Raw genomic sequence first — 26,518 nt, forward strand, 5'->3', positions numbered from 1 at the left:
TCAGCCGGGCGGACGCCGGTGCTCCGTGAGCCAGCCCGTCGCGAAGTCCACCGCCGACCGCAGCCCGACGAGCCGGCACGTGGCCGCCCCCAGCCGGGCCGTCCGTACCTCCTCCTCGGCGGCCGCCGCCTCGAACGCCGCGCCCAGGGCCGCGAAGTCGCCGTCGTCCAGAGCCACGTCCTCGTACTCCCACCACTGCCGCACGCCCCTCGGAGCCACCACGCAGCGGTAGGCGCGGCGCGGCGGTCGGGGCATCCGGTACTCGCCCAGGTGGAACGCCGTGCAGGTGGCGTAGCCGGTGCCCAGCAGCAGAATCCTGGCGTCCGCCTCGTACAGCCGGGCCAGCGGGGACTCCTCCCCGAGGTGGCAGTCGGCCCGGTGCCCGGCGAGGAGCGCCCCGGCACCGGGGCCGAGCGCGGCGAAGGAGGTCTGCGGATGAGTGCTGCGCCGTGCCCCCGGCGCCGTCCGTACGGCCTCGGCCAGCGCGCCCGTCGACGGCGCGGGCGTCAGCGCGGGGTCGAACGGCGGCATCGCCGCGCGCACCGCCGCCCGCGCGGCGGCGTCGAGGCCGCGCACCCGCTCGCGGTAGTGCGGCGAGGTGTCGGAGTTCTCCGGGGTGAAGGCCGGGACGACCACCGTCCCCGTGGGCCCCACCGCCCGGCGCACCGCGTCGAGCACCCCGTGGGCGCCGCCCCGGACCGGCCCCACCGCCCGCAGCGAGGCGTGCACCAGCAGCACCTCGCCGGGCCGTACGCCCAGGGCGGTGAGGGCCGTCGACGGCCGGGCCGCGTCGGGTGCGTCGTCCACGGCGGGAATCCTTCCCGCCCGCCGACGGGTCCCACACTCAGACGTGGTCCGCCAGCCGCGGGATCTCGATCGCCGGGCACCGGTCCATCACCATGTCCAGGCCCGCGGCCCGCGTCCGCTCGTACGCCGCCGGGTCCACCACCCCCAGCTGGAACCAGACGGCCTTCGCGCCCGCGGCCACCGCCTCGTCCGCGACCGCGCCCGCCAGTTCGCTGTTGACGAAGACGTCCACCACGTCGACGGGGAAGGGGATGTCCGCCAGCGAGGCGTACCCCTGCTCCCCGTGCACCGTCGCGGCCTTCGGATGCACCGGCACCACCCGCTTCCCGAACCGCTGGAGGACCTGCGCCACCCCCCACGCCGCCCGGGACGGGTTGTCGGACAGCCCGACCACCGCCCAGGTGTCGCCCGTGTCCTGAAGAATCCGCCGGATCGTCCGCTCCTGTGTGTCCATGCCGGGACAACGGACGGTCCCCGCCCGCCATTCCCGCCCGGTCCCGGCCGCATAGGGTGGGCGGATGCAGGAGCAGTACCGGACCGTCGCCCGCGCGGGTGCGCACGAGAGCGAGATCAACCGATCGCGTTTCCTCTGCTCCCTCGCCCCCGCAGCCACCGAACAGGAGGCGCAGGAGTTCGTCGCACGCGTCCGCAAGGAGCATCCGGCCGCCGGCCACCACTGCTTCGCCTACGTGATCGGCGCCGACGCCGCCGTGCAGAAGGCCTCCGACGACGGCGAACCGGGCGGAACCGCGGGCGTTCCGATGCTCCAGATGCTGCTGCGGCGGGAGATGCGCTACGTCGTGGCGGTCGTCACCCGCTACTACGGTGGCGTGAAGCTCGGCGCCGGCGGGCTGATCCGGGCGTACGGGGGAGTGGTCGGCGAGACGCTCGACGCGCTCGGCACCCGCACCCGCCGGCGCTTCCGCCTCGCGACCGTCCGCGTCGACCACCAGCGGGCGGGAAAGCTGGAGAACGACCTGCGGGCCACCGGACGGGACGTCCGCGAGGTGCGGTACGCGGAGGCCGTGACCATCGAGATCGGGCTGCCGGACGCCGATGTGGAGGCGTTCACCGGCTGGCTGGCCGATGCGACCGCCGGGAGCGCCACGCTGGAGCTGGGCGGCGAGGCGTACGGCGACGTGTGAGCGGCGAGGGCGGTCGCGTACGCGGAAAACCCCATCGATGCGGGCCCGGCGGCCCGGCGGCGTTAGCGTGGTCCGTGCCGTCGGCGCGATCATGACCGGCGGGGCGTCCTCCAGGACGCGGGCCACGAGGCGGAGGACGAGGACGATGCGGGCGGGATACGGCGGTGCGACGGCGTGAGGCTCCTGCACACCTCGGACTGGCACCTGGGCCGGTCCTTCCACCGCGTCTCCCTCCTCGGAGCGCAGGCCGCCTTCCTCGACCGCCTGGTGGCGACCGTCCGGGAACGCGCGGTGGACGCCGTCCTGGTGGCGGGTGACGTCTACGACCGGGCCGTACCGCCGCTGAGCGCCGTCGAGTTGTTCGACCGCGCGCTGCACCGGCTCGCCGAGGTGGGCGTGCCCACGGTCATGATCTCCGGCAACCACGACTCGGCCCGCAGGCTGGGCGTCGGCGCCGGGCTCTTCGAACGGTCCGGTATCCATCTGCGGACCGGTCCCGAGGACTGCGGGACGCCCGTGGTGCTCGCCGACGACGACGGCGACGTCGCCTTCTACGGGCTGCCCTACCTGGAACCGGCCCTGGTCAAGGACGCCCTCCGCGCCGCGAAGACCAGCCACGAGTCGGTCCTGACCGCCGCGATGGACCAGGTGCGCGCGGACCTCGCCGCCCGCCCCGAGGGCACCCGCTCCGTCGTCCTCGCCCACGCGTTCGTCGCGGGCGGCGCACCCAGCGACAGCGAACGCGACATCACCGTCGGCGGGGTCGCCGCCGTCCCCGCCGGAGTCTTCGACGGCGTCGACTACGTCGCCCTCGGCCACCTCCACGGCTCCCAGCGCCTCACCGAGCGCGTCCGCTACAGCGGCTCGCCGCTCGCCTACTCCTTCTCCGAGGCCGACCACCGCAAGACCATGTGGCTGATCGACCTGGACGCCGAGGGGAACGTCGCCGCCGAGGAACGCGTGGACTGCCCGGTCGAACGGCCCCTCGCCCGGCTCCGCGGCCGCCTCGACACCCTGCTGGAGGACCCGGCCCTCGGCCGGCACGCGTCCGCCTGGGTCGAGGCCACCCTCACCGACCCGGTCCGCCCCGCCGACCCCATGGCCCGCCTCGCCGCCCGCTTCCCGCACGTGCTGAACCTGGTCTTCGACCCCGAGCGGCCCCCCGAGGACCCTCTCTCCTCCTACGCCCAGCGCCTCCGGGGCCGCGACGACCACCAGATCGCCGAGGACTTCGTCGCCCACGTACGCGGCGGCAGCGGCCCCAGCGACAGCGAACGCGCCCTCCTGCGCGCCGCGTTCGACGACGTACGGGTGGACACGAGCGTGCGTGAGGTGTCCCCGTGAGACTGCACCGCCTCACCGTCACCGCCTTCGGCCCGTTCGGCGCCACCCAGGAAGTCGACTTCGACGCGCTCTCCACCGGCGGGCTCTTCCTGCTCCACGGCCCCACCGGCGCGGGCAAGACCTCCGTCCTGGACGCCGTCTGCTACGCCCTCTACGGGGCCGTCCCCGGGGCCCGGCAGAGCCCGGGGGCCACGCTCCGCAGCGACCACGCGCCGCCCGGCCTGGTCACGGAGGTGCTCCTGGAGCTGACCGTCGGCGGCCGACGGCTCGAAGTGACCCGCAGCCCGGCCCAGCCGCGCCCGAAGAAGCGCGGCGGCGGCTTCACCGTGGAGAAGGCGCAGAGCCGGCTGCGCGAACACGACCCGGAGCGCGGCTGGCAGGCGCTGAGCAAGTCGCACCAGGAGATCGGTGAGGAGCTGACCCAGCTCCTCGGCATGAGCCGGGAGCAGTTCTGCCAGGTCGTCCTGTTGCCCCAGGGCGACTTCGCCCGCTTCCTGCGGGCCGACGCGGAGGCCCGCGGCAGGCTCCTCGGGCGGCTCTTCGACACCCGCCGCTTCGCCGCCGTCGAGGAACGGCTCGCCGAGCTGCGCCGGGGCGCCGAGGCCCGGGTCACGGCGGGCGACGAGAAGATCCTGGCCCTCCTCCAGCGCATCGCCCAGGCCGCCGGACCCGCCGGGACCGAGACCGCGCCGCCCGCCGCCCGGCCCGGCGAACCCGGTCTGGCCGACGCCGCCCTCGGCTGGGCCGCCCTCGCCCGCAGCGCCGCCCGCGAACACCTGGACATCGCCCGGACCGTCCTCGCCGGGGCGGAGGACCGGCAGACCGCCGCCCGCCGCACCCTGGACGCCGAACGCGAACTGGCCCGCCTCCAGCAGCGGCACGCCGAGACCGAGCGGCGGTCCGCCGCCCTTGAGGAGCGCCGTCCCGATCACGACCGCTGCCTTCAGCGGCTGGACCGCGCCCGCAAGGCCGACCGGGTCGCCCCCGCGCTGGAACTGCGGGAGGAGAGCGAGCGGGCCCACCGGGCCGCGAGCGACACCCTCGACCGGGCCAGGACCCTGCTGGCGCCCGCCCTCCGTGACGCGGGCGCCGAGCAACTGGCCGACCTGGAGCGGCGGTTCCGGCTGGAGCTGGGCGCGCTCGAAGCCGCCCGCGCGGCCGAGGCGCGCAGCGCGCGGATCGACGAGGAGCGGTCCCGGCTGAACCGTCAGGCGCGGGCCGACGAGGAGCTGATCCGGGAGACGGACGCCTGGCTGGCCGACTGGGAGGCCACCCGCGCGGCGCTCAAGGAGCGCGTCGACGCCTCGCAGGAGGCCGCCACCCGCGCCGAGCGGCTCGCCGGACTCCTCGCCCCGGCCCGCCACCGGCTGGCGGCGGGCCGCCGCCGGGACAGCCTGGCCGCCGAGGTGGCGGACGCCCGGGAGCGGTTCGCCGAGGTCCGCGACCGGGAGCTGGCGGCCCGGACCCACTGGCTGGACCTGCGCGAGCGGCGGCTGCGGGGCATCGCGGCGGAGCTGGCCGCGGGCCTCGTCACCGGCGAGCCCTGCGCGGTCTGCGGCTCACCCGAACACCCCCGGCCCGCCAGCCCCGGTGACGGCCATGTCGACCGGGCCACGGAGGAGAGGGCACTCGACGCCCACCGGGAGGCCGAGGAGACCCGCGCCCACGCGGAGCAGGCCATCGGTCTCCTGCGCGAACGGCACACGGCGGCGGAGAACGACGCCCGCGGCGAGGAGGCACGGTCCCCCGAGGTGGCCGAACTGCTCTCCCTCGTCGAGCGGTTGACCGACGAGCACACGGCGGCGCACCGCCTCGCCGCCGCGACGCACCCGGCCCGCGAAGCGCTCGCCGCCGCCGAACGCGAGCACACCGGACGGCTGGAGCAGCGGCAGGCGGCCACCAGCCGGACCGCCGCCCGCACCTCGGAGCGCGAGACGCTCGACCGCGAACAGGCGCGCCTGACGGAGCAGATCGCCGCCGCCCGGGGCGAGTCGGAGTCCGTGGCCGCCCACGCCGAACGTCTCGCCCGCCGGGTCACCCGGCTCACCGGGGCGGCCGAGGCCGTACGCGCCGAACAGGACGCGGCCCGGCGGCGCAAGGAGGCCGACGACCGGCTCGCCGACGCCGCCTTCAAGGCCGGGTTCGACACCCCGGAGGCCGCCGCCGCGACCCTGCTGGACGCCGCCGCCCAGCGCGAGCTCCAGCACCGTGTCGACGCCTGGCAGGCGGAGGCCGCGGCGGTCGCCGACCGGCGCGGCGAACCCGGCGCCCGCCAGGCCGCCGAACGCCCGCCCGCCCGGCCGGAGCAGGCCGAGCGCGCCCACGCGAGCGCCGATCGGCTGCTGCGCGAGGCCGCCTCCGCGCTCGCCGCCGCCCAGGAGCGCTGCGCCGAACTGTCCCGGCTCTCCCGGCAGAGCGCCGACGAGGTCCGGGGACTGGGCCCGGTGCGCGAGGAGTACGAGCGCGTCGCCCGGCTCGCGGGTCTCGCCGCGGGCACCTCCGCCGACAACGAACGCAAGATGCGCCTGGAGTCCTACGTGCTGGCCGCCCGCCTGGAACAGGTCGCGGCCGCCGCCACCGCCCGGCTGCGGCGGATGTCCTCCGGCCGCTACACCCTCGTCCACTCCGACGCCCGGAGCGGTGGCCGCCGGGCGGGCCTCGGACTGCACGTGGTGGACGCCTGGACCGGCGGCGAGAGGGACACCGCGACGCTCTCCGGCGGCGAGACGTTCTTCGCCTCCCTCGCCCTCGCGCTCGGCCTCGCCGACGTGGTGACCGAGGAGGCGGGCGGCGTACGCCTGGACACCCTCTTCATCGACGAGGGCTTCGGCAGCCTGGACGACCAGACCCTGGACGAGGTGCTCGACGTCCTGGACTCCCTGCGCGAGCGGGACCGGAGCGTCGGCATCGTCAGCCACGTGGCCGACCTGCGCCGCCGTATCCCGGTCCGCCTCGAAGTCGTGAAGGAGCGGCACGGCTCGTCGGTACGCCACCGGCTGTGACCTCCCGCCGGGCCCCCGCACGGCCCCGCCCGGCGTCCGGGCACGGCGGCGGCCGGGACACCGCGAACGTGCCCCGGCCGCCTCTTGCCCGACGTCGCCGGGATCAGAGCCGCGACAGCTCGTCCACCAGGTCGTCCAGCCCCAGCGACCCCTGGGACAGCGCCGCCATGTGCCAGGCCTTCAGGTCGAACGCGTCGCCGTGCGCGGCGCGCGCGTTCTCCCGGCCGAGCAGCCAGGCGCGTTCCCCCAGCTTGTAGCCGATGGCCTGGCCCGGCATGGACAGGTAGCGGGTCAGCTCGCTCTCCACGAAGTCGGCCGGGCGGCCGCTGTGGCTGCCGAAGAACTCCTGCGCCAGCTCCGGCGTCCACCGCTCGCCCGGGTGGAACGGCGAGTCCGCCGGGATCTCCAGCTCCAGGTGCATACCGATGTCGACGATCACCCGGCAGGCCCGCATCATCTGGGCGTCGAGATAGCCCAGCCGCCGCTCCGGGTCGGGCAGGAAGCCCAGCTCGTCCATCAGCCGCTCCGCGTACAGCGCCCAGCCCTCGGCGTTGGCGCTGACCATGCCGACCGAGGCCTGGTAGCGGGAGAGGCTGTCGGCGACGTGCGTCCACTGCGCGAGCTGGAGGTGGTGGCCGGGAACGCCCTCGTGGTACCAGGTGGAGACCAGGTCGTACACCGGGAAGCGGGTCTCGCCCATGGTGGGCAGCCAGGTGCGCCCGGGGCGGGAGAAGTCCTCGGAGGGGCTGGTGTAGTACGGCGCGGCCGCGCCACCGGGCGGGGCGATGCGCGACTCCACCCTCCGGACCCGTTCGGCCAGGTCGAAGTGGGTGCCGTCCAGCGCCTCGATCGCCTCGTCCATCAGGGACTGGAGCCAGTCGCGGACCTCGTCCACCCCCTCGATGTGCTTGCCGTGCACGTCGAGATGGGCAAGGGCCTCCCAGGGACCGGCCCCGGGCAGGACCTTGGCGGCCTCGGTCCTCATCTCGGCGAGCAGCCGGTGGTACTCGGACCAGCCGTACGCGTACGCCTCGTCGAGCTCCAGGTCGGTGCCGTTGTACAGCCGCGACCAGCGGGCGTAACGCTCCCGGCCGACCGTGTCCGGCGCCCCGTCCACGGCCGGGGCGTACACGTCGCGCATCCAGTCACGCAGCGAGAGCACCGACGCCGTCGCGACCCGGGCCGCCTCGCCCAGCTCCGCCCGCAGGGCCTCGGGCGCGGGCGCGACGAAGTCCGCGAAGAACCCGGGGCCGCCGCTCTCGCCGCCCCACTCCGTCAGCTGCCCGATGAACGTGGCCGTCGCCCGCGGCCCGCCGTACAGCTTGCGCTCCAGACCGAGCGCGAGCGAGGCCCGGTAGCCCTCGTAGGCCGCGGGCACGGCGCGCAGCCGCTCGGCCACCGCGGCCCACTCCTCGTCCGTCCCGGTCGGGGTGAGCGTGAACACCTCGGTGACGCTGTGCGCGGGGGAGTGCAGGTTGGAGACGGTCCGCAGCCCCTCCTCCGCCTCGTGCACGGCCAGTTCCGCCGTCAGACGCTCGCGCAGGAGCCTGCCGCACCGCCGTTCGTCGTCACTGTCCGCGCCGGGCCGCCGCTCCGCGGCGTCCAGGTCCCGCAGCGTCCCGCGGATCAGGTCGGCGACCGCCGCCTGACCGGCCGGCGAGAAGTCGGGGAGGCGGCGCGAGCTCTCGGCCACACCCAGATAGGTGCCCGTGACGGGGTCGAGTTCGATGACGGCGTCGACGTAGGCGTCGGCGACCTGGCGGGGCAGCGGGCTGCTCGAAGTGTCTGACATGCGGACATCCTCGTACGGCGGCGGCCTCCCCGTCACCTTCGCCGGGCACGGGACGTCCGAAAGACGATCATCCCTCAGGGCCCTGCCGGGGCGGCAGCAGGGGCCCGCAGTCCCACTGCTGGAAGATCAGCCGCGTCTCCACCCGCGCCACCTCCCGGCGCGAGGTGAACTCGTCCAGCACCAGCCGCTGGAGATCGGCCGTACCGGCCACCGCCACCTGCACGAGATAGTCGTCGGGGCCGGTCAGGTGGAACAGCGCCCGCGACTCCGGCAGAGCCCTGACCCGGTCGACGAACGGCCCGATCAACTCCCTGCGGTGCGGCCGGACCTGCACCAGCAGCAGCGCCTGGAGCCCCCGGCCCAGCTTCGCCGGGTCCAGCCGGAGCTGGTCGCCGAGGATCACCCCGGAACGGCGTAGCCGCGCCACCCGGTCCAGGCAGGTCGACGCGGCCACGCCCACCTCGGCCGCCAGCTCCCGGTACGTCATCCGTGCGTCGTTCTGCAACAACCGCAGAATGTGCAGATCCACCGGATCCAGAGCGACAGAATCGGCCATGCGGCGAACGTAGCACGGGAGTTCACCCCGAAGAACCGGTGACTGTTCAGAGTGGTCGGCATGGACGACGAAGTCTCGATGACGCCCCCTGCCGCCACCCCTACCAGGGCTCTCGCCACCGAAGCCGTGCACGCCGGACGCGACGACCTCGCCTCCCTCGGTCTGCACGCCCCGCCGCTCGACCTGTCCACCACCTACCCCTCCTACGACTCCCGCGCCGAGGCGATGCGCATCGACGCCTTCGCCACCACCGGAGCCCGCCCCGACGGGCCCCCGGTCTACGCCCGGCTGGACAACCCCACCACCGGCCGCTTCGAGACGGCGCTCGCCCGGCTGGAGGGCACCGAGAGCGCGGTCGCCTTCGCCAGCGGGATGGCCGCCCTCACGGCGGTCCTGCTGGCACGGGCGAGCCTGGGGCTGCGCCACGTCGTCGCCGTCCGCCCGCTCTACGGCTGCAGCGACCACCTCCTGGGCGCCGGACTGCTCGGCACCGAGGTCACCTGGACCGACCCGGCGGGCATCGCCGACGCGATCCGCCCGGACACCGGTCTCGTCATGGTGGAGACCCCGGCCAATCCGACGCTGGCCGAGATCGACATCCGGGCCGTCGCCCACTCCTGCGGCGCCGTACCGCTGCTCGTCGACAACACCTTCGCCACCCCCGTCCTCCAGCGCCCCGTCGAGCACGGTGCGCGGATCGTCCTGCACAGCGCCACGAAGTACCTCGGCGGACACGGCGACGTCATGGGCGGGGTCGTGGCCTGCGACGAGGCGTTCGCCGCCACCCTGCGCCAGGTCCGGTTCGCCACCGGCGGCGTCCTGCACCCGCTGGCCGGCTACCTGCTGCTGCGCGGCCTGTCCACCCTCCCCGTACGCGTCCGGGCCGCCTCGGCCACGGCCGCCGAACTGGTCCGCAGGCTCACCGCCGACCCCCGCGTCGCCCGGGTGCACTACCCACGGACCGGCGGCGCGATGGTCTCCTTCGAGGTGTACGGGGACCCGCACCGGGTGATCGCCGGGGTGCGCCTCATCACGCCCGCCGTCAGCCTGGGCAGCGTGGACTCGCTCATCCAGCACCCGGCCTCCATCAGCCACCGCATCGTGGACGAGGGAGACCGGAGGGCGGCGGGCGTGGGCGACCGGCTGCTGCGGATGTCGGTCGGCCTGGAGGACGTCGAGGACCTGTGGGCCGATCTGTGCCAGGCCCTCAGCGACGGCTCCGTTCCGCCGACGCGTCCGTCGGCCGGGCGGGCTGTTCACCGCTGAGCCGCTCCTCGGCGGAGCACCCGTCACCGCCGCCCAGCCGGGCGGTGATCACCAGCGTGCCCTCCTCGATCTGGTAGTCGAGGGGCAGCTCCAGGCCGCGCATCGCCGCGACCATGCCGGTGTTGCGGGCCTGCGTCACCGCGTACACGCTGTCGCAGCCCGCCTCACCGGCGAGGACGACCAGCCGCCGCAGCAGCTCCGAGCCGATGCCCCGGCGCTGCCACTCGTCCTCGACCAGCAGGGCCACCTCGGTCTCGTCGCCGTCCCACAGCAGGTGGCCCAGCGCCACCAGCTTCCCCGACGCGGTCTGCACGGTCAGGGTCCGCCCGAAACGGGGGCTGAGCAGGTGGTCCAGATAGCGGTCCGCGTCCGCGACCGGGCCGTGGTAGCGCAGCCCCAGGGTGCGCTGCGAGCAACGGTCGTGCATGGCGCGGGCCGCGACCAGATCGCCGCGGTCCGCACGGCGCACGGTGATCTCGTTGCCCTCGGGCAGCGTCAGGACGTCCTCGACGCGCGGGACCCGGGGGCCGAGGCGGGCGTCCAGCTCGACCAGGGCCCGCGCACGGGCGAACTCGGTCGGGGTGAACGGCAGATAGGGGCGCTCGACGGAGATGACCCCGCCGGACGGGTCCCGCAACCGCATCACCGTGTCCTCCAGCACACCCTCGACCGGGGTGCTCTCCCCGGTCGGGCGGCCGGTCACGGAGACGGCGGGCAGCGAGTGGATGGTGCACCGGCCGAGCAGCTGACGCAGGGCCAGCGGCAGTTCGGCCGCGTCCAGGGCCGTCCGAGTCGCCAGCGACAGCACCCGTGTCGGGGTGTCGACCAGGTCGTGGGCGTCCGCCCGCTCGATCCAGGTGGCGGAGCCGCCCGCGGCCGAGACCGCGGTAGTCAGCTGCCGCGCCTGGAGCGAGGCGGGTGCCCGCAACAGGAACTCGTCGACCGTTCCGTCCGAGAGCGGGTGCGTCTGCAGGGTGAGGATGTCGACCCGGAGCCCGGCGAGAGCCAGGCACAGGGCGGCCAGGCTCCCGGGGGCGTCGCGCACCGTCGTCCGCATCCGCCACAGCGTCCTCTCCTCGGCGCCGGAGACCCCGCCCCCCGCTGCCGCGGTGGCGGGCGCCCCGACGGAGGCGGCAGGATCCGGATCGGAGTCCCCCTCGGCCGGTGGGGGTGCGTGACTGTGCTTCCGGGCCCACCAGGTGTGGAACGCCGCGGTCGCCACGAGTGCCACCGCCGACGCCACGAGCAGGTAGGGCCCGTCCGGCTGGTGCCCGATCAGGTTGGCGATCGCGTCGGCGACGGCGACGGCGGTGAACAGGGCGGCCAGCTCGATCAGGTCCCGCCGCCAGTGGTGCGGACGGCGGGCGCTCTTCGCGGATGTCACATCAGTCATATCCTCACTGTGAACGCGTGGTGTTGCCTGGTCACGAACGCCTTGTGACTGATGGGTTAAGCGTGGATCTGGTGCCCTGTCGCACGATTTCGGCCATATTCTGCGGTTCGCGAACCGTCGGCGGTTCGCGGTTCGCGGTTCGCGGTTCGCGCATCGTGCACCGGGCGGGATCCGGCCCCTCACTGCCCGACGCGGCCCGGACGCAGCGTCTTGGTGAAGAGCACCCCGCCGCCCTCCGCCCGCAGGCGTACCGTCAGCTCCGCGCTGTCACCGTCGATCTCGGCCTCACCGAAATACTGGGGAGACTCCATCGGCGACACGTTGGCGCGGTCCGGGGCCCGGACGAAGACCCGGTCGGGTCCGAACGTGCCGTCCAGCGCGTTGGCCGGGAAACCGCCCGCCGCGAGCGGGCCCGACACGAACTCCCAGAACGGCGCGAAGTCCGTGAACGCGGCCCGCTCCGGCGCGTAGTGCTGCGCCGAGGTGTAGTGCACGTCCGCCGTCAGCCACACCGTGCCGGTGATGCCGCGGTGCTTGACGAACCGCAGCAGTTCGGCGATCTGGAGCTCCCGCCCGAGCGGGGCGCCGGGGTCACCCTGCGCGACCGCCTCGAAGTCCGTCGCCCCGTCCGGGACCACCAGACCGAGCGGCATGTCCGAGGCGATCACCTTCCACACCGCCCGGGACGCGGCGAGCGAACGTTTCAGCCACCGCAACTGCTCCGCGCCGAGGATGCCGGTCGCGTCGTCGGGCTGCCGGTTGGGCGAGTTGGCGTTGCGGTACGAACGCATGTCGAGCACGAACACGTCCAGCAGCGGCCCGTGGTGGACCACCCGGTAGAGCCGGGACGGCCGCGCCGAACCGTAGGACGGCGACAGCGGGACGTACTCGTGGAAGGCCCGCAGGGACCGCGCCGCGAGGATGTCGACGTTCTTCTCCGTGTAGCGGGCGTCATCGAGGATCTGGCCGGGATACCAGTTGTTGCGCACCTCGTGGTCGTCCCACTGCACGACGGAGGGCACCTGCGCGTTGAAGCGGCGGACGTTCGCGTCGAGCAGGTTGTAGCGGAAGTTGCCCCGGTACTCGTCCAGCGTCTCGGCGACCTTCGCCTTCTCCTCGGTCATGACGTTGCGCCAGACCCGCCCGTCCGGCAGCGTGACGCTCGCCTCCAGCGGCCCGTCGGCGTACACGCTGTCACCGCTGCACAGGAAGAAGTCGGGGTCGAGGCGGCGCATCTCCTCGTACACCCGGTAGCCGCCGATGTCCGGGTTGATCCCCCAGCCCTGCCCCGCGATGTCCCCGGACCACAGGAACCGCACCCCGTCCCGGCGGCGGGCCGGAGCGGTACGGAAGGTGCCGTGCACCGGGCGGCCGGTCCGGCGCGGATCGCCCGGGTCGGTGAGCGTGACCCGGTAGTGGATCTGCTCGCCCGCCGGCAGGCCGTAGAGGGGCGTCGTCCCGGTGTGGTCCGTCCCGGGGCCGATCAGCGGTCCGTGCCAGCGGCGGCAGCGCCGGAACGAGGGGGTCGCCGAGGTCTCCACCAGCATCCGGGCGGGCCGGTCCGACCGCACCCACACCAGCGCCGAGGAGGAGGTGACGCTGCCCACCTGCACGCCCCAGGACGCCTCGGGCCGCCCCGCCAGCGCCAGGGCGGGCGCGGCCGTGGCGTTCGCGGTCGCGGGGGAGAGGGCGACGGCCGCCGGGGCCAGCAGCGAGCCGCGCAGCACAGCGCGGCGGGCGGGCGAGGGGACACGCGGACGGTAGGGCATCGGAGCGCCTCCGGGAACGTTGGCGGGCGGTGCGCCGCGCCCGGGAGGCCGAGGCCCGACCCGGATCGGCACCGGTCTGCGCCCATGCCTAGTGCCCGGCGGAAACCGGGGCCCCAACCCCGGGTGAACGGCTCCCGTCGGACGGGTTCGGTGCCCCCGGGACGCCGCCCTGACGGCGCCCGTTACGGCGATGGCGGGGCCTCGTGCTGCGCGCGCCTCACGGCATCGCGAACGTCGTGTGAACGCTGCACGCAAGAGTTCCGGTTCGTTCCGTCTCGGAATAAGGATTGGTCTTGACCAAGGGGGGTAGCAGCTCTAAGGTCTTCAGTTAAGACAAGAACCTTTAATAAATAACGTCGCGGAAAAAAGCCGCTGGGCGATTGCGGAGGACAGGGTGGGGACCACGCAGCTGGAATCGGTGCAGGAGCCGAAGTACTGGCACCTCAAGACCGTGCTCAGTGAGGCACTCGACTCGGACTTCGCGGTGGGGGAGATCCTGCCCAACGAGCGGGATCTCGCCGCACGGTTCGGTGTCGCCCGAGCCACCCTCCGGCAGGCGCTGGAGCAGCTCGAACTCGAAGGCAGGCTCCAGCGCCGACGCGGTGTCGGGACGACCGTGGCCCCGCCGCGCGTCGGCGTCGCCGTCTCCACCGGCCAGCAGGGCTGGGCCGGAGGCGTGGGCGGCGAGGCCTGGCAGCCGGTCGACTGCGTCCGGGACACGGCCCCCGCGGCGGTCGCCGCCCTGCTGGGCACGGACCCGGCCGAGCCGGTGCACGTGGTGCGCCGCATCCGGGACACCCACGGCCAGGCGGTCGCCGCCGAACTGCTGTACGTCCCCGCCTCCTCGGTGCCCGACCTGTCCGCGATCGACGCCCCGTCCGGAGCCGTCCGCGCCCGGAGCGTGCTGCGCGAGCTGCACCGCCTCGGACTGGAGGGCCAGGACCGGTCCGTCGAGCTGGGGTCCGCGCGCGCGGACGACGCCAAGGAGCTGGACCGGCTCCCTGGCGCACCCGTCCTGGTCGTCACCACCCGCTACTTCACCGATGGCGGCACGGCAGCCGTCTCCGTCGCCACCTACCGGGCGGACACCTGCCGGCTCACCTTCGGGGACTCCGGCGCGCTGGAGATCAGCCACGACGAGCAGGAGCGCCAGGCCTCCTGACCGCCCGGCCGCCACAGCCCGCGCCGCACCCCGGCCCGACCACGGCCCGCCGCCTCCGGAGAACTCCACCCTCCGGAGGCGGCGGGCCGCGTCGTCCACCCGTATCGAAGGCCGAAGAACGGCCCCGGCCGGGCCCCGGCGTCACCGGCCACGAAGTGCCGCTTCGCACCGGCCTCCAGGACCGGGCCCCCGCTGAGGACCGGCCTCCCCGGCTCAGGGGCGGGCCGCGACCGCCCCCTCCACGGCGAACAGCTGCTCCTCCACGTGGTCCAGGGCGATCCGCAGCGCCCCCGTCGCCACGACAGCCTCGCCCAGCAGCGACAGGGTCACGCGCGGCGGGCGCAGACAGTAGCGGGCCAGCTCCTCGCGCAGCGGATCCAGCACCCCGTCCAGCCCGGCCGCCCAGCCGCCGACCACGACCAGCTCCGGGTCGAGAGCCAGCACCAGGGCCGCCACGTCGTGCACCAGCCGCCGCAGGAACCGTTCGACCGCCGCCTGCGCCTCCGCGTCCCCCCGCCGGGCTTTGGCGAACACCGCGGCCACCGCCTGTTCGTCCAGCGGGTCCAGCGGGGTGTCCGTGGTCGACAGCAGATGCTCCGGGGTCACCTCCCGGCCCAGCAGATGCAGGGCGCCGATCTCTCCCGCCGCCCCGCCGAACCCCCGGTGCAGCCGCCCGCCGATCAAGGACCCCGCCCCGGGGCTCAGCCCCGCCAGGACGAAGACGATGTCGTCGGTCCCGATGGCGGCGCCCTTCCAGTGTTCGGCCACCGCGGCGGCGTTGGCGTCGTTCTCCACGAGGACGGGACAGCGGAACGAACGGCGCAGCCGCTCCCCGAGGGCGAGGCCGGTCCAGTCCGGCAGCGCCGTGCCCAGCCGTACGGTCCCGTCCGCCTCCACGATCCCGGGGCTGCCCACCCCGACCGCGCGCAGACTGTTGCGGGCCACCCCGGTCCGCCGCAGCACCTCCGCCACGACGGCCCGCACCTGGTCGAGCCGGTCGTCCGCGGAGGCGGTCTCCGACACCGGGCGGGAACTCGCGCCGATGACGCGGCCGTCGAGCCCCGAGATCAGCACCGACACCCGGTGCGGTCCGATCTCCACCCCGAGGAGGTGGCCCGCCTCGGTACGGAAGCGGAACCTCCGCGCGGGCCGCCCCTGGCGCCGGGCCTCACTCTCGTCGGGCAGGGCCTCGGCCACCAGACCGTGTTCGATCAGCCCCTCGACGACCCCTTCGACGGTCGGCCGGGACAGTCCCGTGGTCCGCGTCAGGTCCGTCAGGGTCGGGGCGCCGGACCCCCGCAGGGCGTGCAGCACCACCGCGGAATTGATCCGCCGCAGCAGTGACGGGTCCCCTCCGGTCAGCCGGCTCACGGTGTGTCCTCCCAGCTCGTGCGCATGTCTGCCGGATCGTACTCGCTGCCCGGTACCCCTGCGAGCAGGGCGGAAAGCCGGTACCGAGCCGCAACCTGGGTCACCCGGGAGCCCCACGGAGGACCGGACGGCCCAGGTCACCGCGACCGTCCGCCCCGGGGGCCTCAGGCCCGCGAGGGCACCGCCACGAGGGTTGCTCGGCCTCCCCGGGCCGCGCGTTCTACGAAAACCGCTCGGCCTCCCGGAGCCGGGCGTACTCCTCGGCCATGCTCTGGACCGTCCAGTGGGCGTTCAGGCCGCTGGGGTTGGGCAGGGCCCACACCCGGGCGCCCCCGACGGTCCGGTCCTGCGGGCCGATGCGGGCCCGCGGCGCGTCGAAGGCCGTGCGGTAGGCGGTGATGCCGACGACGGCGAGCCACGCCGGGGCGAGGCGTTCGACCTTCGCGGCCAGGGCGGCCCCGCCCTCCCGAAACTCCTCCTTGCCGAGTTCGTCGGCGCGGGCGGTGGCCCTGGCGACCACGTTGGTGATGCCCAGTCCGAGGCCCAGCAGCTCGGACTGCTCCGCGGGCCGCAGCCGCCGGGGCGTGAACCCCGAGCGGTGCAGGACCGGCCAGAACCGGTTCCCGGGGTGGGCGAAGTGATGGCCCGTCACGGCCGTCGTCAGGCTCGGGTTGATGCCGCAGAACAGCACGCGCAGACCGCCCGCGACCACGTCGGGCACGGTGCGGTCGCGGGCGGCGTGGAGCTCTTCGGGGGTCATACGGGCGTCACTCGGGGGTCCCGGAGCCGCTACGGGCGGAGCCGGTCAGAGGATCGAGCCGGGGGTGTAGCCCGCGGCCTCGGGGTACTGCTCGGTGATCTTCTCGATCCGGGCCACCACCGACGCGACCTGGTCCCCGGCGGCGCCCGTGAACGACAGCTTGTCGGCCATCAGATCGTCCAACTGGGCCCGGTCCAGGGGGATGCGCTCGTCGGCGGCGAGCTTGTCGAGCAGTTCGTTGCGCTCGGCGCCCCGCTCCCGCATCGCGAGCGCCGAGGCCACCGCGTTCTCCTTGATCGCCTCGTGGGCCACCTCGCGGCCCACCCCGGCCCGTACCGCGCCCATCAGGACCTTGGTGGTCGCCAGGAACGGGAGGTAGCGGTCCAGCTCGCGCGCCACGACCGCGGGGAAGGCGCCGAACTCGTCCAGCACCGTCAGGAAGGTCTCCAGCAGACCGTCGAACGCGAAGAAGGCGTCCGGCAACGCCACCCGTCGTACCACGGAACAGGACACATCGCCCTCGTTCCACTGGTCGCCCGCCAGCTCGCCCGTCATCGAGGCGTAGCCCCGCAGGATCACCATCAGGCCGTTGACCCGCTCGCAGGAGCGCGTGTTCATCTTGTGCGGCATCGCGGACGAGCCGACCTGGCCGGGCTTGAAGCCCTCCGTCACCAGCTCGTGGCCCGCCATCAGCCGGATGGTCTTCGCCACCGAGGAGGGCGCCGCGGCGAGCTGCACCAGAGCGGTCACCACGTCGTAGTCGAGCGAGCGCGGGTAGACCTGCCCGACCGAGGTGAAGGCCTGGGCGAAGCCGAGGTGCCCGGCGACGCGCCGCTCCAGGTCGGCGAGCTTGTCCGCGTCCCCGCCGAGCAGGTCCAGCATGTCCTGGGCCGTGCCGACCGGGCCCTTGATCCCGCGCAGCGGGTAGCGCGACAGCAGGTCCTCCAGGCGGCCGTACGCCACCAGCAGCTCGTCGGCGGCGGTCGCGAAGCGCTTGCCGAGCGTCGTCGCCTGCGCGGCCACGTTGTGCGAGCGCCCGGCGATGACCAGCTCGCCGTACTCCGCGGCGAGCTTCCCGAGCCGGGCCAGCACCGCCACGGTGCGGTCGCGCATCAGCTCCAGCGAGAGACGGACCTGCAACTGCTCGACGTTCTCCGTCAGGTCCCGGGAGGTCATGCCCTTGTGGACCTGCTCGTGGCCCGCGAGGGCGTTGAACTCCTCGATCCGGGCCTTCACGTCGTGCCGGGTGACCTTCTCGCGCTCGGCGATGGACGCCAGGTCGACCTGGTCGAGCACCCGCTCGTAGTCGGCCAGTGCGGCGTCCGGCACCTCGATCCCGAGGTCCTTCTGAGCGCGCAGCACCGCCAGCCACAGCTGACGCTCCAGCCTCACCTTCTGCTCGGGGGACCAGAGCACGGCCAGCTCCGCGGAGGCGTAGCGGCCGGCCAGGACATTGGGGATGCGGGGCTTCGCAGTCACAGCAGTCACGCCAACGGATTCTACTTGTGGTTTCCGCAGGCCAGCGCCGCGGCCCCGGTTGGTGGATCGCTACGAGCGGGAGCCCGCCCCGGGCGCGGGGCGGGGAGGTTCAGACGGCGTCGGCCCGGTGCCACTCGGCCACCGGGCCGGGGGCCGCCGCGTCGGCGGGGGTGATCCAGAAGGCCCGGCCCGTCGCGGTGTCGAACTGGGCGCCCGACCTGCCGTCACCGGAGGACCGGCCGGTCAGCCGCCGGCCGATCCAGGGGGCCAGGTGCTGCCGGGTGAAGCGGACGTCCGCGATCCGCCGGGCCGCCCAGCCCGGCGGCAGGGTCGCGTCCATCGGGGTCCGCCAGTCGCTCTCGGCCGGGAGCCCCAGCCTCTGCCAGACGGCCTCGGCCACCCGCAGATGCCCGTCCGCGCTGAGGTGCAGCCGGTCCACGTCCCACATCCGGGGGTCGCCGAGCGAGGGCGCGGAGTAGAGGTCGACCACCGCGGCGCCGTGCCGGCCGGCCAGATCGTCGATCAGGGCGAACAGCGCCTCGACCCGGGGCCGGAACCGGTCGAACACCGGCCCGCTGCGCCCCGGGCTGCGCATCAGCACCAGCTGCTTGCAGGAGGGAGCGAGACGCTCCACGGCCTCCTCCAGCCGCCCCCGGACCATCCCCATGTCGCACTTCGGCCGGAGGGTGTCGTTGAGCCCGCCCACCAGGGTGACCACGTCCGCCTGGAGCGCGGCCGCCGCCGTCACCTGCTCGTCCACGATCTGGCGGATGAGCTTCCCGCGTACGGCGAGGTTGGCGTAGCGGAACCCGGGGGACCGTACGGCCAGCCGGGAGGCGAGCAGATCGGCCCAGCCCCGGTAGGAGCCGTCGGGCAGCCGGTCCGACATGCCCTCGGTGAACGAGTCGCCGACCGCGACGAGACTGGTGTATGAGGCATTCAGTTCCATGGCCCGGCGATTTTAACGCGACCGCGCCCGGCCGACGAGCTCGCGGAGCACGTCCTCCATCGTGACCACACCGGCGAGCCCGCCGTCCTCGTCCAGGACGGCGGCCAGATGGGTCCGGCTGCGCCGCAGGGCGGTCAGCACGTCGTCCAGCGGGGTCGCGCCCCGCACCCGGGCGATCGGACGCATCGCCGACACCGGGAACGGCACGTCGCGGGGCGCGGCGTCCAGGGCGTCCTTCACATGGAGGTAGCCGAGGATGCGCCGTTCCCCGTCCATCACCGGGAACCGAGAGAACCCGGAGTCGGCGGAGAGCCGCTCCAGCTCCTCCGGGGTGGTCCCGACCTGGGCGAACTGCACCCGTTCGACCGGCATCACCACGTCCCGCACCGGGCGGCGGCCCAGCTCCAGGGCGTGACGCAGCCGCTCGGCCGAGCGGTCGTCGACCAGCCCGGCGTCCCCCGCGTCCTGCACCATCCTGGCCAATTCGTCGTCGGAGAACGTCGCGGACACCTCGTCCTTGGCCTCCACCCGCAACAGCTTGAGCAGGGCGTTGGCGAACGCGTTGATCGCGAAGATCACCGGGCGCAGCGCGCGGGCCATCGCCACCAGCGGCGGGCCCAGCGCCAGGGCGCTGCGCGTCGGTTCGGCCAGCGCGATGTTCTTCGGCACCATCTCGCCGAGCAGCATGTGCAGATACGTCGCCGCGCTCAGCGCGATGGCGAACGAGAGCGGGTGCACCAGGCCGTGCGGCACGCCCACGGCGTCGAAGACCGGCTCCAGCAGATGGGCGATGGCGGGCTCGGCCACGATGCCCAGCACCAGGGTGCAGAGCGTGATGCCCAGCTGGGCGGCGGCGAGCAGCTGGGAGACGTGTTCCAGGCCCCAGATGACGCTGCGGGCCCGCCGGTTCCCGGCCTCGGCCTCCGGCTCGATCTGGCTGCGGCGCACCGAGATCAGGGCGAACTCGGCGCCGACGAAGAAGGCGTTGGCCACCAGGGTCAGCAGGCCGATGAAGAGCTGGAGGGCGATCACCGTTCCTCCTCCGTCCGGTCCTTCGCCCCGGGCAGGGGCGCGTGCAGCAGGGCCCGTGCGGCCCGGCGGCCGGAGGCGTCGATCACGTCGATCCGCCACCCCGCCAGGTCGAACGTGTCGCCCGTCGCCGGAATCCGGCCCAGCTCGGTGGCGACCAGCCCGGCCAGGGTCTCGTAGGGCCCCTCCGGCACCTTCAGCCCGATCCTGCCGAGCTGGTCGGTGCGGGCGGCCCCGTCGGCCGACCACAGGGTCCGGCCGTCGGCGTCGTCCCCGGCGGCGGCCAGGTCGGGGGTCTCGTGCGGGTCGTGCTCGTCGCGCACCTCGCCGACGACCTCCTCCACGATGTCCTCCACCGTCACGACCCCGGCCGTGCCGCCGTACTCGTCGATCACCACGGCCATGGCCAGCTTCCCGGACAGCCGGTCCAGCAGCCGGTCCACGGTGAGCGTCTCCGGTACGAGCAGAGGCTCCCGCAGCAGCTCCGACACGCCGGTGCGGGGCCGCTCGTCGGCGGGGATGGCCAGGACGTCCTTGACGAGGGCCACACCGACCACGGTGTCCAGGCTGCCCCGGTAGACGGGGAAGCGGGAGAGACCGGTGGCCCGGGTGGCGTTGGCGACGTCCTCGGCGGTGGCCTGCACGTCCAGGGCGGTGACCTGGACCCGGGGCGTCATCACGTTCTCGGCGGTCAGCTCCGACAGGTTCAGGGTGCGGACGAACAGTTCGGCGGTGTCCGCCTCCAGCGCCCCCTCCTTCGCGGAGTGCCGGGCCAGGGCCACCAGCTCCTGTGGGCTGCGCGCGGAGGCCAGTTCCTCGGTGGGTTCCAGCCCGACGCGGCGCACGATCCGGTTGGCGGTGTTGTTGAGGTGGCTGATGAAGGGCCGGAACACCGCGGTGAACACCCGCTGCGGGGTGGCCACGGCCCTCGCCACGACCAGCGGCGAGGAGATCGCCCAGTTCTTCGGGACCAGCTCGCCGACCACCATCAGCACCACCGTGGACAGCGCGGTGCCGATCACCAGTGCCAGCGTGGACGCGGCCGCCGCGGGCGCCCCCACCGCCTCGACCGGACCGCGGATGAGCTTCGCGATCGAGGGTTCGGACAGCATCCCGATCACCAGGTTGGTGACGGTGATCCCGAGCTGCGCGCCCGAGAGCTGGAAGGTCAGGCCGCGCACGGCCTTCAGGGCGCTCGTCGCGCCCCGCTCACCCCGCTCGACGGCCCGTTCGAGTTCGCTCCGCTCCACCGTGGTCAGAGAGAACTCCGCCGCGACGAAGGCGCCGCAGGCGAAGCAGAGCAGCAGGGCGACGAGCAGCAGGAGTACTTCGGTCATCGGCTCACCTCCGTCCCATGATCAGTCAGGGGCGGCGGGACCGCGCGGCGTCGGCTTGTTCGGAGCAGTCGGCCGCGGAACCGGAGCGGCCGGGTCTCGGGAGGCTCGCCCATGGGCGGACGCTCACACCTTTCGGCAGGGGGTGACGGAAGGAACAGCTCATCGGCGGGCGTCCGGCCCGTGATCCGACATGCTGCCTCCCGCCTCCCGTACCCGGGTCGGGCCGTCAGATGCCTCACCCGGCGGCTGCACCGCTGCTCGGACCCCCCCAGGAGACGTCCCCCGGGGCCGCCGGCCCCCGGTGCCCCGGCTCGCCGCCGCCCCCTTGCCGGTGCTAGCACGAACGCGCTAGCGTGGGAGGGTGCCGAAAACTCAGCTGAACGTCCGAGTGGACGAGGCCACCGCCGAGGCCGCGCGACAGCGCGCGCTGCAAAGGGGGATGAGTGTGAACCGCTATATCGAGGAGCTCGTCAAGCAGGACACGGGCGAAGTGGGACACACCTTCGTCGAGGCCGCCGCCGACTTCATGAAGCAGTACGAAGCGGTGTTCGCCGAGGAGTTCGGCCCGGAGCGCGAAGGCACCCGTTGAACCTGCGGATCGACCTTTCCTGGCTGCTCATGGTGGCCGAGCACAAGACGCCCGGAGATCCCGAGGTCGTGGACTGGGGAGCCCTCGTCGCCGCCGTCGCCCGGCACGAGGCGGAGATCTTCGGCAGCCCCGTCTACAGCGACCCGCACGCGCGGGCGGCCGCCCTGCTGCAACTGCTGCTGCACGTCCCCGCGCTCGAACACTCCAACGCGATGTTCGCCTCGGCCGTCGCGTACGGCTACCTCATCGCCTCCGGCCTCAAGGTCATCACCTCGCCCGAGCAGGTCCGCGACCTGGCGCTGCTGGTGAAGCAGGGCAAGGCGGACGTGCGGGCCATCGCGGACGAGCTGCGCCAGTGGAGCGTATGAGCGGCCGTTCCGCGAAGCGGCACGGTGCGTTCACTCCACCGTGAACGGCTTGCGGGCCACCCCCAGGACGCAGGGGGAGCTGGGGGCCTGGAGCCCCTTCTCCGGAATCCGCAGCCTGCGGTACGTCCCCAGCTCGAAGCCCGCCGCCTCGATCGCGGCCAGCGGATCCCGGGCGGTGTGACAGCCGCCGAAGAGCAGCGGCCACACGGTGCGGTCCGCGGCGCGCTGGGCCGTCGCCAGGGCCCGGCCCGGGGCGAGACCGTGCTCGAAGAACCGCAGTTCGCCACCGGGGCGCAGGACCCGCCGGATCTCGCGGAGCGCCCGGGGCAGATCCCGTACAGTGCACAGCACCAGGGACGCGACGGCCGCGTCGAAGCCCTCGTTCTTCACCGGAAGCGCCTCCGCCGCGCCCGGCACCACGTCCACCGGCACCTCGGCGCGCAGCGCGGCGCGCACGGCGAGCTGCCGCAGCGAGCGTTCCGGCTCCAGCGCCACGACCTCCGAGACGGCCCCCGGGTAATGGGCGAAGTTCAGGCCGTTGCCCGCGCCGATCTCGACGACCCGGCCGGACAGCCCCGCCAGCAGCTCCTCGCGGTACGCGGCGACACCGCCCTTCAGGTCGGCGGTCACGCTCATCCGGGCGTAGAAGCGGGCGAACACCGGGTGGTGCACGGCGTCCTTGGGGGGCTTCCTGCCGCGCAGCTGCATGACGACCTCCGGTGAGGAGTGGACGTACGGCTCCTCGACGATTCTCCCCCGCGATGCCCTCCGACAGCCCCCGCAGACCTCCCGGGCCCCCCGGACCTGCCTGACCTGCCAGGTTTCTCCGGGGGCCTCAGTACCGGGGCGGGGCCCAGGTCCCGCCCAGCTCCGGAGCGAGCCACGACGCCGACCGGGTGGCGAAGTCGGCGGCCGTCAGCGACCCCGCACCGGCCGGTACCGCGCCCAGCAACGGCGCACCGGCCGCCACCGGCAGGTCCTCGACGTTGCACCGGGAGGCCAGGTCGGGCTCCCCGGGCATGCTGCCGATCACCACGCCCCGGCAGCCCAGCCCCCGGTTGCGCAGCGCCTCGGCCGTCAGAGCGGTGGCGTTCAGTGTGCCCAGACCCGCGGGGGCCACCACCAGCACCGGCGCGGACAGCAGCCGGGCCGCGTCCGCGAGGGTGCCGCCGTCGTCGTCGAACCGCACCAGCAGCCCGCCCGCGCCCTCCACCAGCACCAGATCGTGCTCGGCGGCCAGCTTCTCCGCGGCCTCGGCGACCTCGGACGGCCGCACCGGGGGCAGCCCCGCCCGGCGTGCGGCCGTGGCCGGGGCCAGGGGCTCGGGGAACCGGGCCAGCTCCACCGCGGTCACCTGCCCGCCCGCCAGCCGCGCCACCTCCGCCGCGTCGCCCGGCTCCCCGGGGGCGAGCCCGGTCTGCGCGGGCTTGAGCACCGCGACCCGGCGGCCCCGGGCGGCGGCCGCGACAGCGGCGGTCACCACGGTCTTGCCGATCTCCGTGCCCGTGCCGGACACCACGAGGATGGTCATGCCAGCCCTTTCGCGACCTTTTCCGTACCGGACCTCACCGGCCAGGTCCTGTCAGCCCTTTCGTGACCGTTCCCGTACCGCACCGGCCAGGTCCTGTCAGCCCTTCCGTGACCGTTCCCGTACCGCACCGGCTCGGTCATCTCAGCCCTCCCGTGCCGCGGCGCAGACGGCCCGGCAGATCCGGCGGACATCCTCGTCCCCGGTGACGTAAGGCGGCATCGTGTAGACGAGGTCCCGGAACGGCCGCAGCCACACGCCCTCGCGCACCGCCGCGCGGGTCGCCGCCGCCAGGTCCACCTCGTGATCCAGCTGGACGACCCCGATCGCGCCCAGGACGCGTACGTCCACGACCCCCGGCAGCTCCGCGGCGGGCGCGAGCCCGGCGCGCAGGCCCGCGCCGATCCGCGCCACCTCGGCCGCCCAGTCCTGCCCGAGCAGCAGGTCCACGGAGGCCGAGGCGACGGCGGCGGCCAGCGGGTTGCCCATGAACGTCGGGCCGTGCGCCAGCACCGGCACCTCGCCGCGCGAGATGCCCTCGGCCACCCGCGAGGTGCACAGTGTCGCCGCCATCGTCAGATAGCCGCCGGTCAGCGCCTTGCCCACGCACATGACGTCGGGCGAGACCCCGGCGTGCCCGGCGGCGAACAGCCGGCCCGTCCGCCCGAAACCGGTCGCGATCTCGTCGAACACCAGCAGGACGTCCTGCTCGTCGCAGACCTCACGCAGCACCCGCAGATAGCGGGGGGAGTGGAACCGCATCCCCCCGGCCCCCTGCACCACCGGCTCCACGACGACCCCTGCCACCTCGTCGGCGTGCGCGGCGACCAGCTCCCGCAGATGGGTCACGTAGCCGGGATCCGGCTCCGCGTCGAAACCGTCCGGCGGGGCGTCGGCGAAGACCTGGCGGGGCAGCGAACCCGACCACAGCTCGTGCATCCCGCCCTCCGGGTCGCACACCGACATCGGCTGCCAGGTGTCGCCGTGGTAGCCGCCGCGCCAGGTCAGCAGCCGCCGCTTCTCCGGACGCCCGGCCGAACGCCAGTACTGGAGGCACATCTTGACCGCGACCTCGACCGACACGGACCCCGAGTCGGCCAGGAACACGTGCTGGAGCGGCGCGGGCGTGATCTCCACCAGCTTGGCCGCCAGCCGGACGGCGGGCTCATGGGTGAGCCCGCCGAACATCACATGGCTCATCCGGTCCAGCTGCCCGCGGGCGGCCTCGTTGAGGACCGGGTGGTTGTAGCCGTGCACCGCCGACCACCAGGACGACATGCCGTCCACCAGCTCGTCCCGGCCCTCGACGGGTTCGGCGAGCCGCAGCCGCACTCCGGCTGCCGACTCCACGACCAGCGGCTCCTGGCGGCCCGGCATCGGACCGTAGGGGTGCCAGACGTGGGCGCGGTCCAACGCCCGCAGCTCGTCGGGGGCGTACGGCCGTCCGGCGCCGGACACCGGGCGTGCGGGGGCGTGCGGATCAGGCATTGGGCGCGAGATCCGTCCCCGCACCGCGACGGCGCACGGCCACCAGATCCGTACGCGCCTGGCCGCCCGCGCCCGTCCGCGCGGCCGGGACCTCCGCCGCCACCGGCTCGCCGTCGTCCGCGACCGGAGCCGCCTGCGCCCCGTGCCCGCCGCAGGGGCCGCAGCCGCCGTCGTGCGAACCGCACCCGGACTGCTCCGCCGCACCCCGCGAACCGCAGCCTCCGCCGGCCACCGCGTCCGCCCGGTGGCGGGGCAGGGTGGTGGTGCCCGCGCCCTCCACCTCGAACCCGGCGTCCGCGATCATGTCCAGGTCGGCCTGACCGGCCTGGCCCTCACTCGTCAGGTAGTCGCCCAGGAAGATGGAGTTGACCAGGTGGAGCGCCAGCGGCTGCATCGAGCGCAGGTGCACCTCGCGGCCACCCGCGAGCCGCACCTCGACGTCCGGGCAGACGAAGCGGACCATCGCCAGAATGCGCAGGCAGCGCTGCGGGGTGAGGTTCCACTCCTTGGCCAGCGGGGTGCCCTCGAACGGGATCAGGAAGTTCACCGGCACCGAGTCCGGGTCCAGGTCCCGCAGCGCGAACACCACGTCCACCAGGTCCTTGTCGCTCTCGCCCATCCCGGCGATCAGCCCGGAACACGCCGACAGCCCCGCCGCCTGGGCCTGCTGCACGGTCTCCACCCGGTCCGCGTAGGTGTGGGTGGTGGTGATCGCCCCGTACGTCTCCTCGGACGTGTTGAGGTTGTGGTTGTACGCGTCGGCGCCCGCCGAACGCAGCCGCCCGGCCTGCCCGTCGGAGAGCAGCCCGAGGCAGGCGCACACCTCGACGCCCTCGTTCTCCTCCTTGATGGCCTCGATGGTCCGGGTGACCCGGTCCACGTCCCGGTCCGTGGGGCCGCGCCCGCTCGCCACCAGACAGACCCGCTTCGCGCCGCCCGCGACCCCGGCGGCCGCCGCCTTGGACGCCTCCTCCGGCTTCAGCCAGGTGTACTTGAGGATGCCCGCCTTCGAGCCGAGCCGCTGCGAACAGTAGGAGCAGTCCTCCGGGCAGAGCCCGGACTTCAGATTGACCAGATAGTTGAGCTTGACGCGTCGCCCGAACCACTGACGGCGCACCTTCCCTGCGGCGGCCACCACGTCGAGCAGCTCGTCGTCGGAGGTCGCCAGCACGGCGAGCGCTTCTTCGCGGGTCGGCAGTTCGCGCCGCAGCCCCTTGTCCACCAGCGTGTTCAGCAGGTCCATGAGAGATGATCCTGGCTTACCGCACCGCCTCCAGCCAAGGAGGAACCAGACAGCAGAGCCGGGCGCGGGTGTGTGTATTGCCACACCCTGACCTGCTGCGCACCCCGCTAGGGTCTGTTGGCTGCCTACAAACGGACCGTG

General features: G+C 74.1%; 23 protein-coding genes. 7 read left to right on the forward strand and 16 right to left on the reverse strand.

Annotation, left to right across the window (positions count from 1 at the left end):
• Complete coding sequence (locus ACIRRU_RS14905; protein ID WP_403680055.1) at window positions 1-807, reverse strand: aminoglycoside N(3)-acetyltransferase; 807 nt, start codon at window positions 805-807, stop codon at window positions 1-3.
• 37 nt (window positions 808-844) lie between these two features.
• Window positions 845-1,261 carry a CoA-binding protein gene (locus ACIRRU_RS14910; RefSeq protein WP_403680057.1) on the reverse strand — a complete coding sequence of 139 codons (417 nt, stop codon included), beginning with the start codon at window positions 1,259-1,261 and terminating at the stop codon, window positions 845-847.
• A 64-nt stretch (window positions 1,262-1,325) separates the two neighbouring features.
• Between ACIRRU_RS14910 and ACIRRU_RS14915 the strand changes: the two genes are divergently transcribed.
• The 3 genes from ACIRRU_RS14915 to ACIRRU_RS14925 all read left to right on the forward strand — a co-directional run bounded on the left by ACIRRU_RS14915 (window position 1,326) and on the right by ACIRRU_RS14925 (window position 6,298).
• Window positions 1,326-1,952, forward strand: a complete 627-nt coding sequence (locus ACIRRU_RS14915; RefSeq protein WP_403680060.1) for a YigZ family protein — start codon at window positions 1,326-1,328, stop codon at window positions 1,950-1,952.
• A 174-nt stretch (window positions 1,953-2,126) separates the two neighbouring features.
• A complete protein-coding gene (locus ACIRRU_RS14920; RefSeq protein ID WP_403680063.1) occupies window positions 2,127-3,296 on the forward strand; it encodes an exonuclease SbcCD subunit D in 1,170 nt (389 codons plus the stop codon).
• The gene (locus ACIRRU_RS14925) at window positions 3,293-6,298 is read left to right on the forward strand and encodes an AAA family ATPase (RefSeq protein WP_403680066.1); all 3,006 of its coding nucleotides are present in this window, start codon (window positions 3,293-3,295) and stop codon (window positions 6,296-6,298) included. The genes ACIRRU_RS14920 and ACIRRU_RS14925 overlap by 4 nt, the downstream gene beginning before the upstream one ends.
• A 103-nt stretch (window positions 6,299-6,401) precedes the next feature.
• On the opposite strand, the gene ACIRRU_RS14930 is transcribed toward ACIRRU_RS14925, so the two are convergent.
• Together ACIRRU_RS14930 and ACIRRU_RS14935 are read right to left on the reverse strand one after the other, a co-directional pair.
• Window positions 6,402-8,090 (reverse strand): DUF885 domain-containing protein, encoded by a 1,689-nt coding sequence (locus ACIRRU_RS14930; protein ID WP_403680069.1) that lies wholly within the window; start codon window positions 8,088-8,090, stop codon window positions 6,402-6,404.
• Between the two features lie 67 nt (window positions 8,091-8,157).
• Window positions 8,158-8,646 carry an Lrp/AsnC family transcriptional regulator gene (locus ACIRRU_RS14935; protein WP_363202261.1) on the reverse strand — a complete coding sequence of 163 codons (489 nt, stop codon included), beginning with the start codon at window positions 8,644-8,646 and terminating at the stop codon, window positions 8,158-8,160.
• Between the two features lie 60 nt (window positions 8,647-8,706).
• Between ACIRRU_RS14935 and ACIRRU_RS14940 the strand changes: the two genes are divergently transcribed.
• Window positions 8,707-9,912, forward strand: coding sequence for a trans-sulfuration enzyme family protein (locus ACIRRU_RS14940; RefSeq protein WP_403680071.1), 1,206 nt, complete (start codon window positions 8,707-8,709; stop codon window positions 9,910-9,912).
• On the opposite strand, the gene ACIRRU_RS14945 is transcribed toward ACIRRU_RS14940, so the two are convergent.
• Both ACIRRU_RS14945 and ACIRRU_RS14950 read right to left on the reverse strand, forming a co-directional pair.
• Window positions 9,854-11,296 carry a GNAT family N-acetyltransferase gene (locus tag ACIRRU_RS14945; RefSeq protein ID WP_403680245.1) on the reverse strand — a complete coding sequence of 481 codons (1,443 nt, stop codon included), beginning with the start codon at window positions 11,294-11,296 and terminating at the stop codon, window positions 9,854-9,856. The two genes, ACIRRU_RS14940 and ACIRRU_RS14945, sit on opposite strands and share 59 nt — an antisense overlap.
• A gap of 188 nt (window positions 11,297-11,484) precedes the next feature.
• Window positions 11,485-13,074 (reverse strand): alkaline phosphatase D family protein, encoded by a 1,590-nt coding sequence (locus ACIRRU_RS14950; protein WP_403680073.1) that lies wholly within the window; start codon window positions 13,072-13,074, stop codon window positions 11,485-11,487.
• Window positions 13,075-13,468: 394 nt separating this feature from the next.
• Here ACIRRU_RS14950 and ACIRRU_RS14955 point away from each other — a divergent pair, with 394 nt between their 5' ends.
• Window positions 13,469-14,236: a GntR family transcriptional regulator gene (locus ACIRRU_RS14955; protein WP_363202264.1), complete on the forward strand. Its 768-nt coding sequence runs from the start codon at window positions 13,469-13,471 to the stop codon at window positions 14,234-14,236.
• Between the two features lie 213 nt (window positions 14,237-14,449).
• On the opposite strand, the gene ACIRRU_RS14960 is transcribed toward ACIRRU_RS14955, so the two are convergent.
• The 6 genes from ACIRRU_RS14960 to ACIRRU_RS14985 all read right to left on the reverse strand — a co-directional run bounded on the left by ACIRRU_RS14960 (window position 14,450) and on the right by ACIRRU_RS14985 (window position 21,161).
• Window positions 14,450-15,607: an ROK family transcriptional regulator gene (locus ACIRRU_RS14960; RefSeq protein ID WP_363202265.1), complete on the reverse strand. Its 1,158-nt coding sequence runs from the start codon at window positions 15,605-15,607 to the stop codon at window positions 14,450-14,452.
• Window positions 15,608-15,827: 220 nt separating this feature from the next.
• Window positions 15,828-16,367 (reverse strand): G/U mismatch-specific DNA glycosylase, encoded by a 540-nt coding sequence (gene mug, locus ACIRRU_RS14965; RefSeq protein WP_403680077.1) that lies wholly within the window; start codon window positions 16,365-16,367, stop codon window positions 15,828-15,830.
• A 45-nt stretch (window positions 16,368-16,412) separates the two neighbouring features.
• Window positions 16,413-17,855 carry an adenylosuccinate lyase gene (gene purB / locus ACIRRU_RS14970; protein ID WP_403680078.1) on the reverse strand — a complete coding sequence of 481 codons (1,443 nt, stop codon included), beginning with the start codon at window positions 17,853-17,855 and terminating at the stop codon, window positions 16,413-16,415.
• A gap of 100 nt (window positions 17,856-17,955) precedes the next feature.
• Window positions 17,956-18,795: an SGNH/GDSL hydrolase family protein gene (locus ACIRRU_RS14975; protein WP_403680081.1), complete on the reverse strand. Its 840-nt coding sequence runs from the start codon at window positions 18,793-18,795 to the stop codon at window positions 17,956-17,958.
• Window positions 18,796-18,807: 12 nt separating this feature from the next.
• Window positions 18,808-19,827, reverse strand: a complete 1,020-nt coding sequence (locus ACIRRU_RS14980; protein WP_363202268.1) for a hemolysin family protein — start codon at window positions 19,825-19,827, stop codon at window positions 18,808-18,810.
• Window positions 19,824-21,161, reverse strand: a complete 1,338-nt coding sequence (locus ACIRRU_RS14985) for a hemolysin family protein (RefSeq protein ID WP_403680084.1) — start codon at window positions 21,159-21,161, stop codon at window positions 19,824-19,826. The genes ACIRRU_RS14980 and ACIRRU_RS14985 overlap by 4 nt, the downstream gene beginning before the upstream one ends.
• A gap of 361 nt (window positions 21,162-21,522) precedes the next feature.
• Between ACIRRU_RS14985 and ACIRRU_RS14990 the strand changes: the two genes are divergently transcribed.
• Window positions 21,523-21,750, forward strand: coding sequence for an antitoxin (locus ACIRRU_RS14990; protein ID WP_363202270.1), 228 nt, complete (start codon window positions 21,523-21,525; stop codon window positions 21,748-21,750).
• A complete protein-coding gene (locus tag ACIRRU_RS14995) occupies window positions 21,747-22,118 on the forward strand; it encodes a fic family toxin-antitoxin system, toxin component (protein WP_363202271.1) in 372 nt (123 codons plus the stop codon). The genes ACIRRU_RS14990 and ACIRRU_RS14995 overlap by 4 nt, the downstream gene beginning before the upstream one ends.
• A gap of 30 nt (window positions 22,119-22,148) precedes the next feature.
• Here ACIRRU_RS14995 and ACIRRU_RS15000 read toward each other — a convergent pair whose 3' ends face one another.
• The 4 genes from ACIRRU_RS15000 to bioB all read right to left on the reverse strand — a co-directional run bounded on the left by ACIRRU_RS15000 (window position 22,149) and on the right by bioB (window position 26,377).
• Window positions 22,149-22,826, reverse strand: a complete 678-nt coding sequence (locus tag ACIRRU_RS15000) for a class I SAM-dependent methyltransferase (RefSeq protein WP_403680088.1) — start codon at window positions 22,824-22,826, stop codon at window positions 22,149-22,151.
• A gap of 127 nt (window positions 22,827-22,953) precedes the next feature.
• Window positions 22,954-23,649, reverse strand: a complete 696-nt coding sequence (gene bioD, locus ACIRRU_RS15005) for a dethiobiotin synthase (protein ID WP_403680091.1) — start codon at window positions 23,647-23,649, stop codon at window positions 22,954-22,956.
• Between the two features lie 141 nt (window positions 23,650-23,790).
• Complete coding sequence (locus ACIRRU_RS15010) at window positions 23,791-25,134, reverse strand: adenosylmethionine--8-amino-7-oxononanoate transaminase (protein WP_403680094.1); 1,344 nt, start codon at window positions 25,132-25,134, stop codon at window positions 23,791-23,793.
• Entirely contained in the window at window positions 25,127-26,377 is a 1,251-nt protein-coding gene (gene bioB / locus ACIRRU_RS15015) for a biotin synthase BioB (protein ID WP_403680096.1), read from the reverse strand. The genes ACIRRU_RS15010 and bioB overlap by 8 nt, the downstream gene beginning before the upstream one ends.
• Between the last annotated feature and the right edge of the window lie 141 nt (window positions 26,378-26,518).

It is taken from the genome of Streptomyces sp. NPDC101181 (genome assembly GCF_044767975.1).
Classification (GTDB): domain Bacteria; phylum Actinomycetota; class Actinomycetes; order Streptomycetales; family Streptomycetaceae; genus Streptomyces.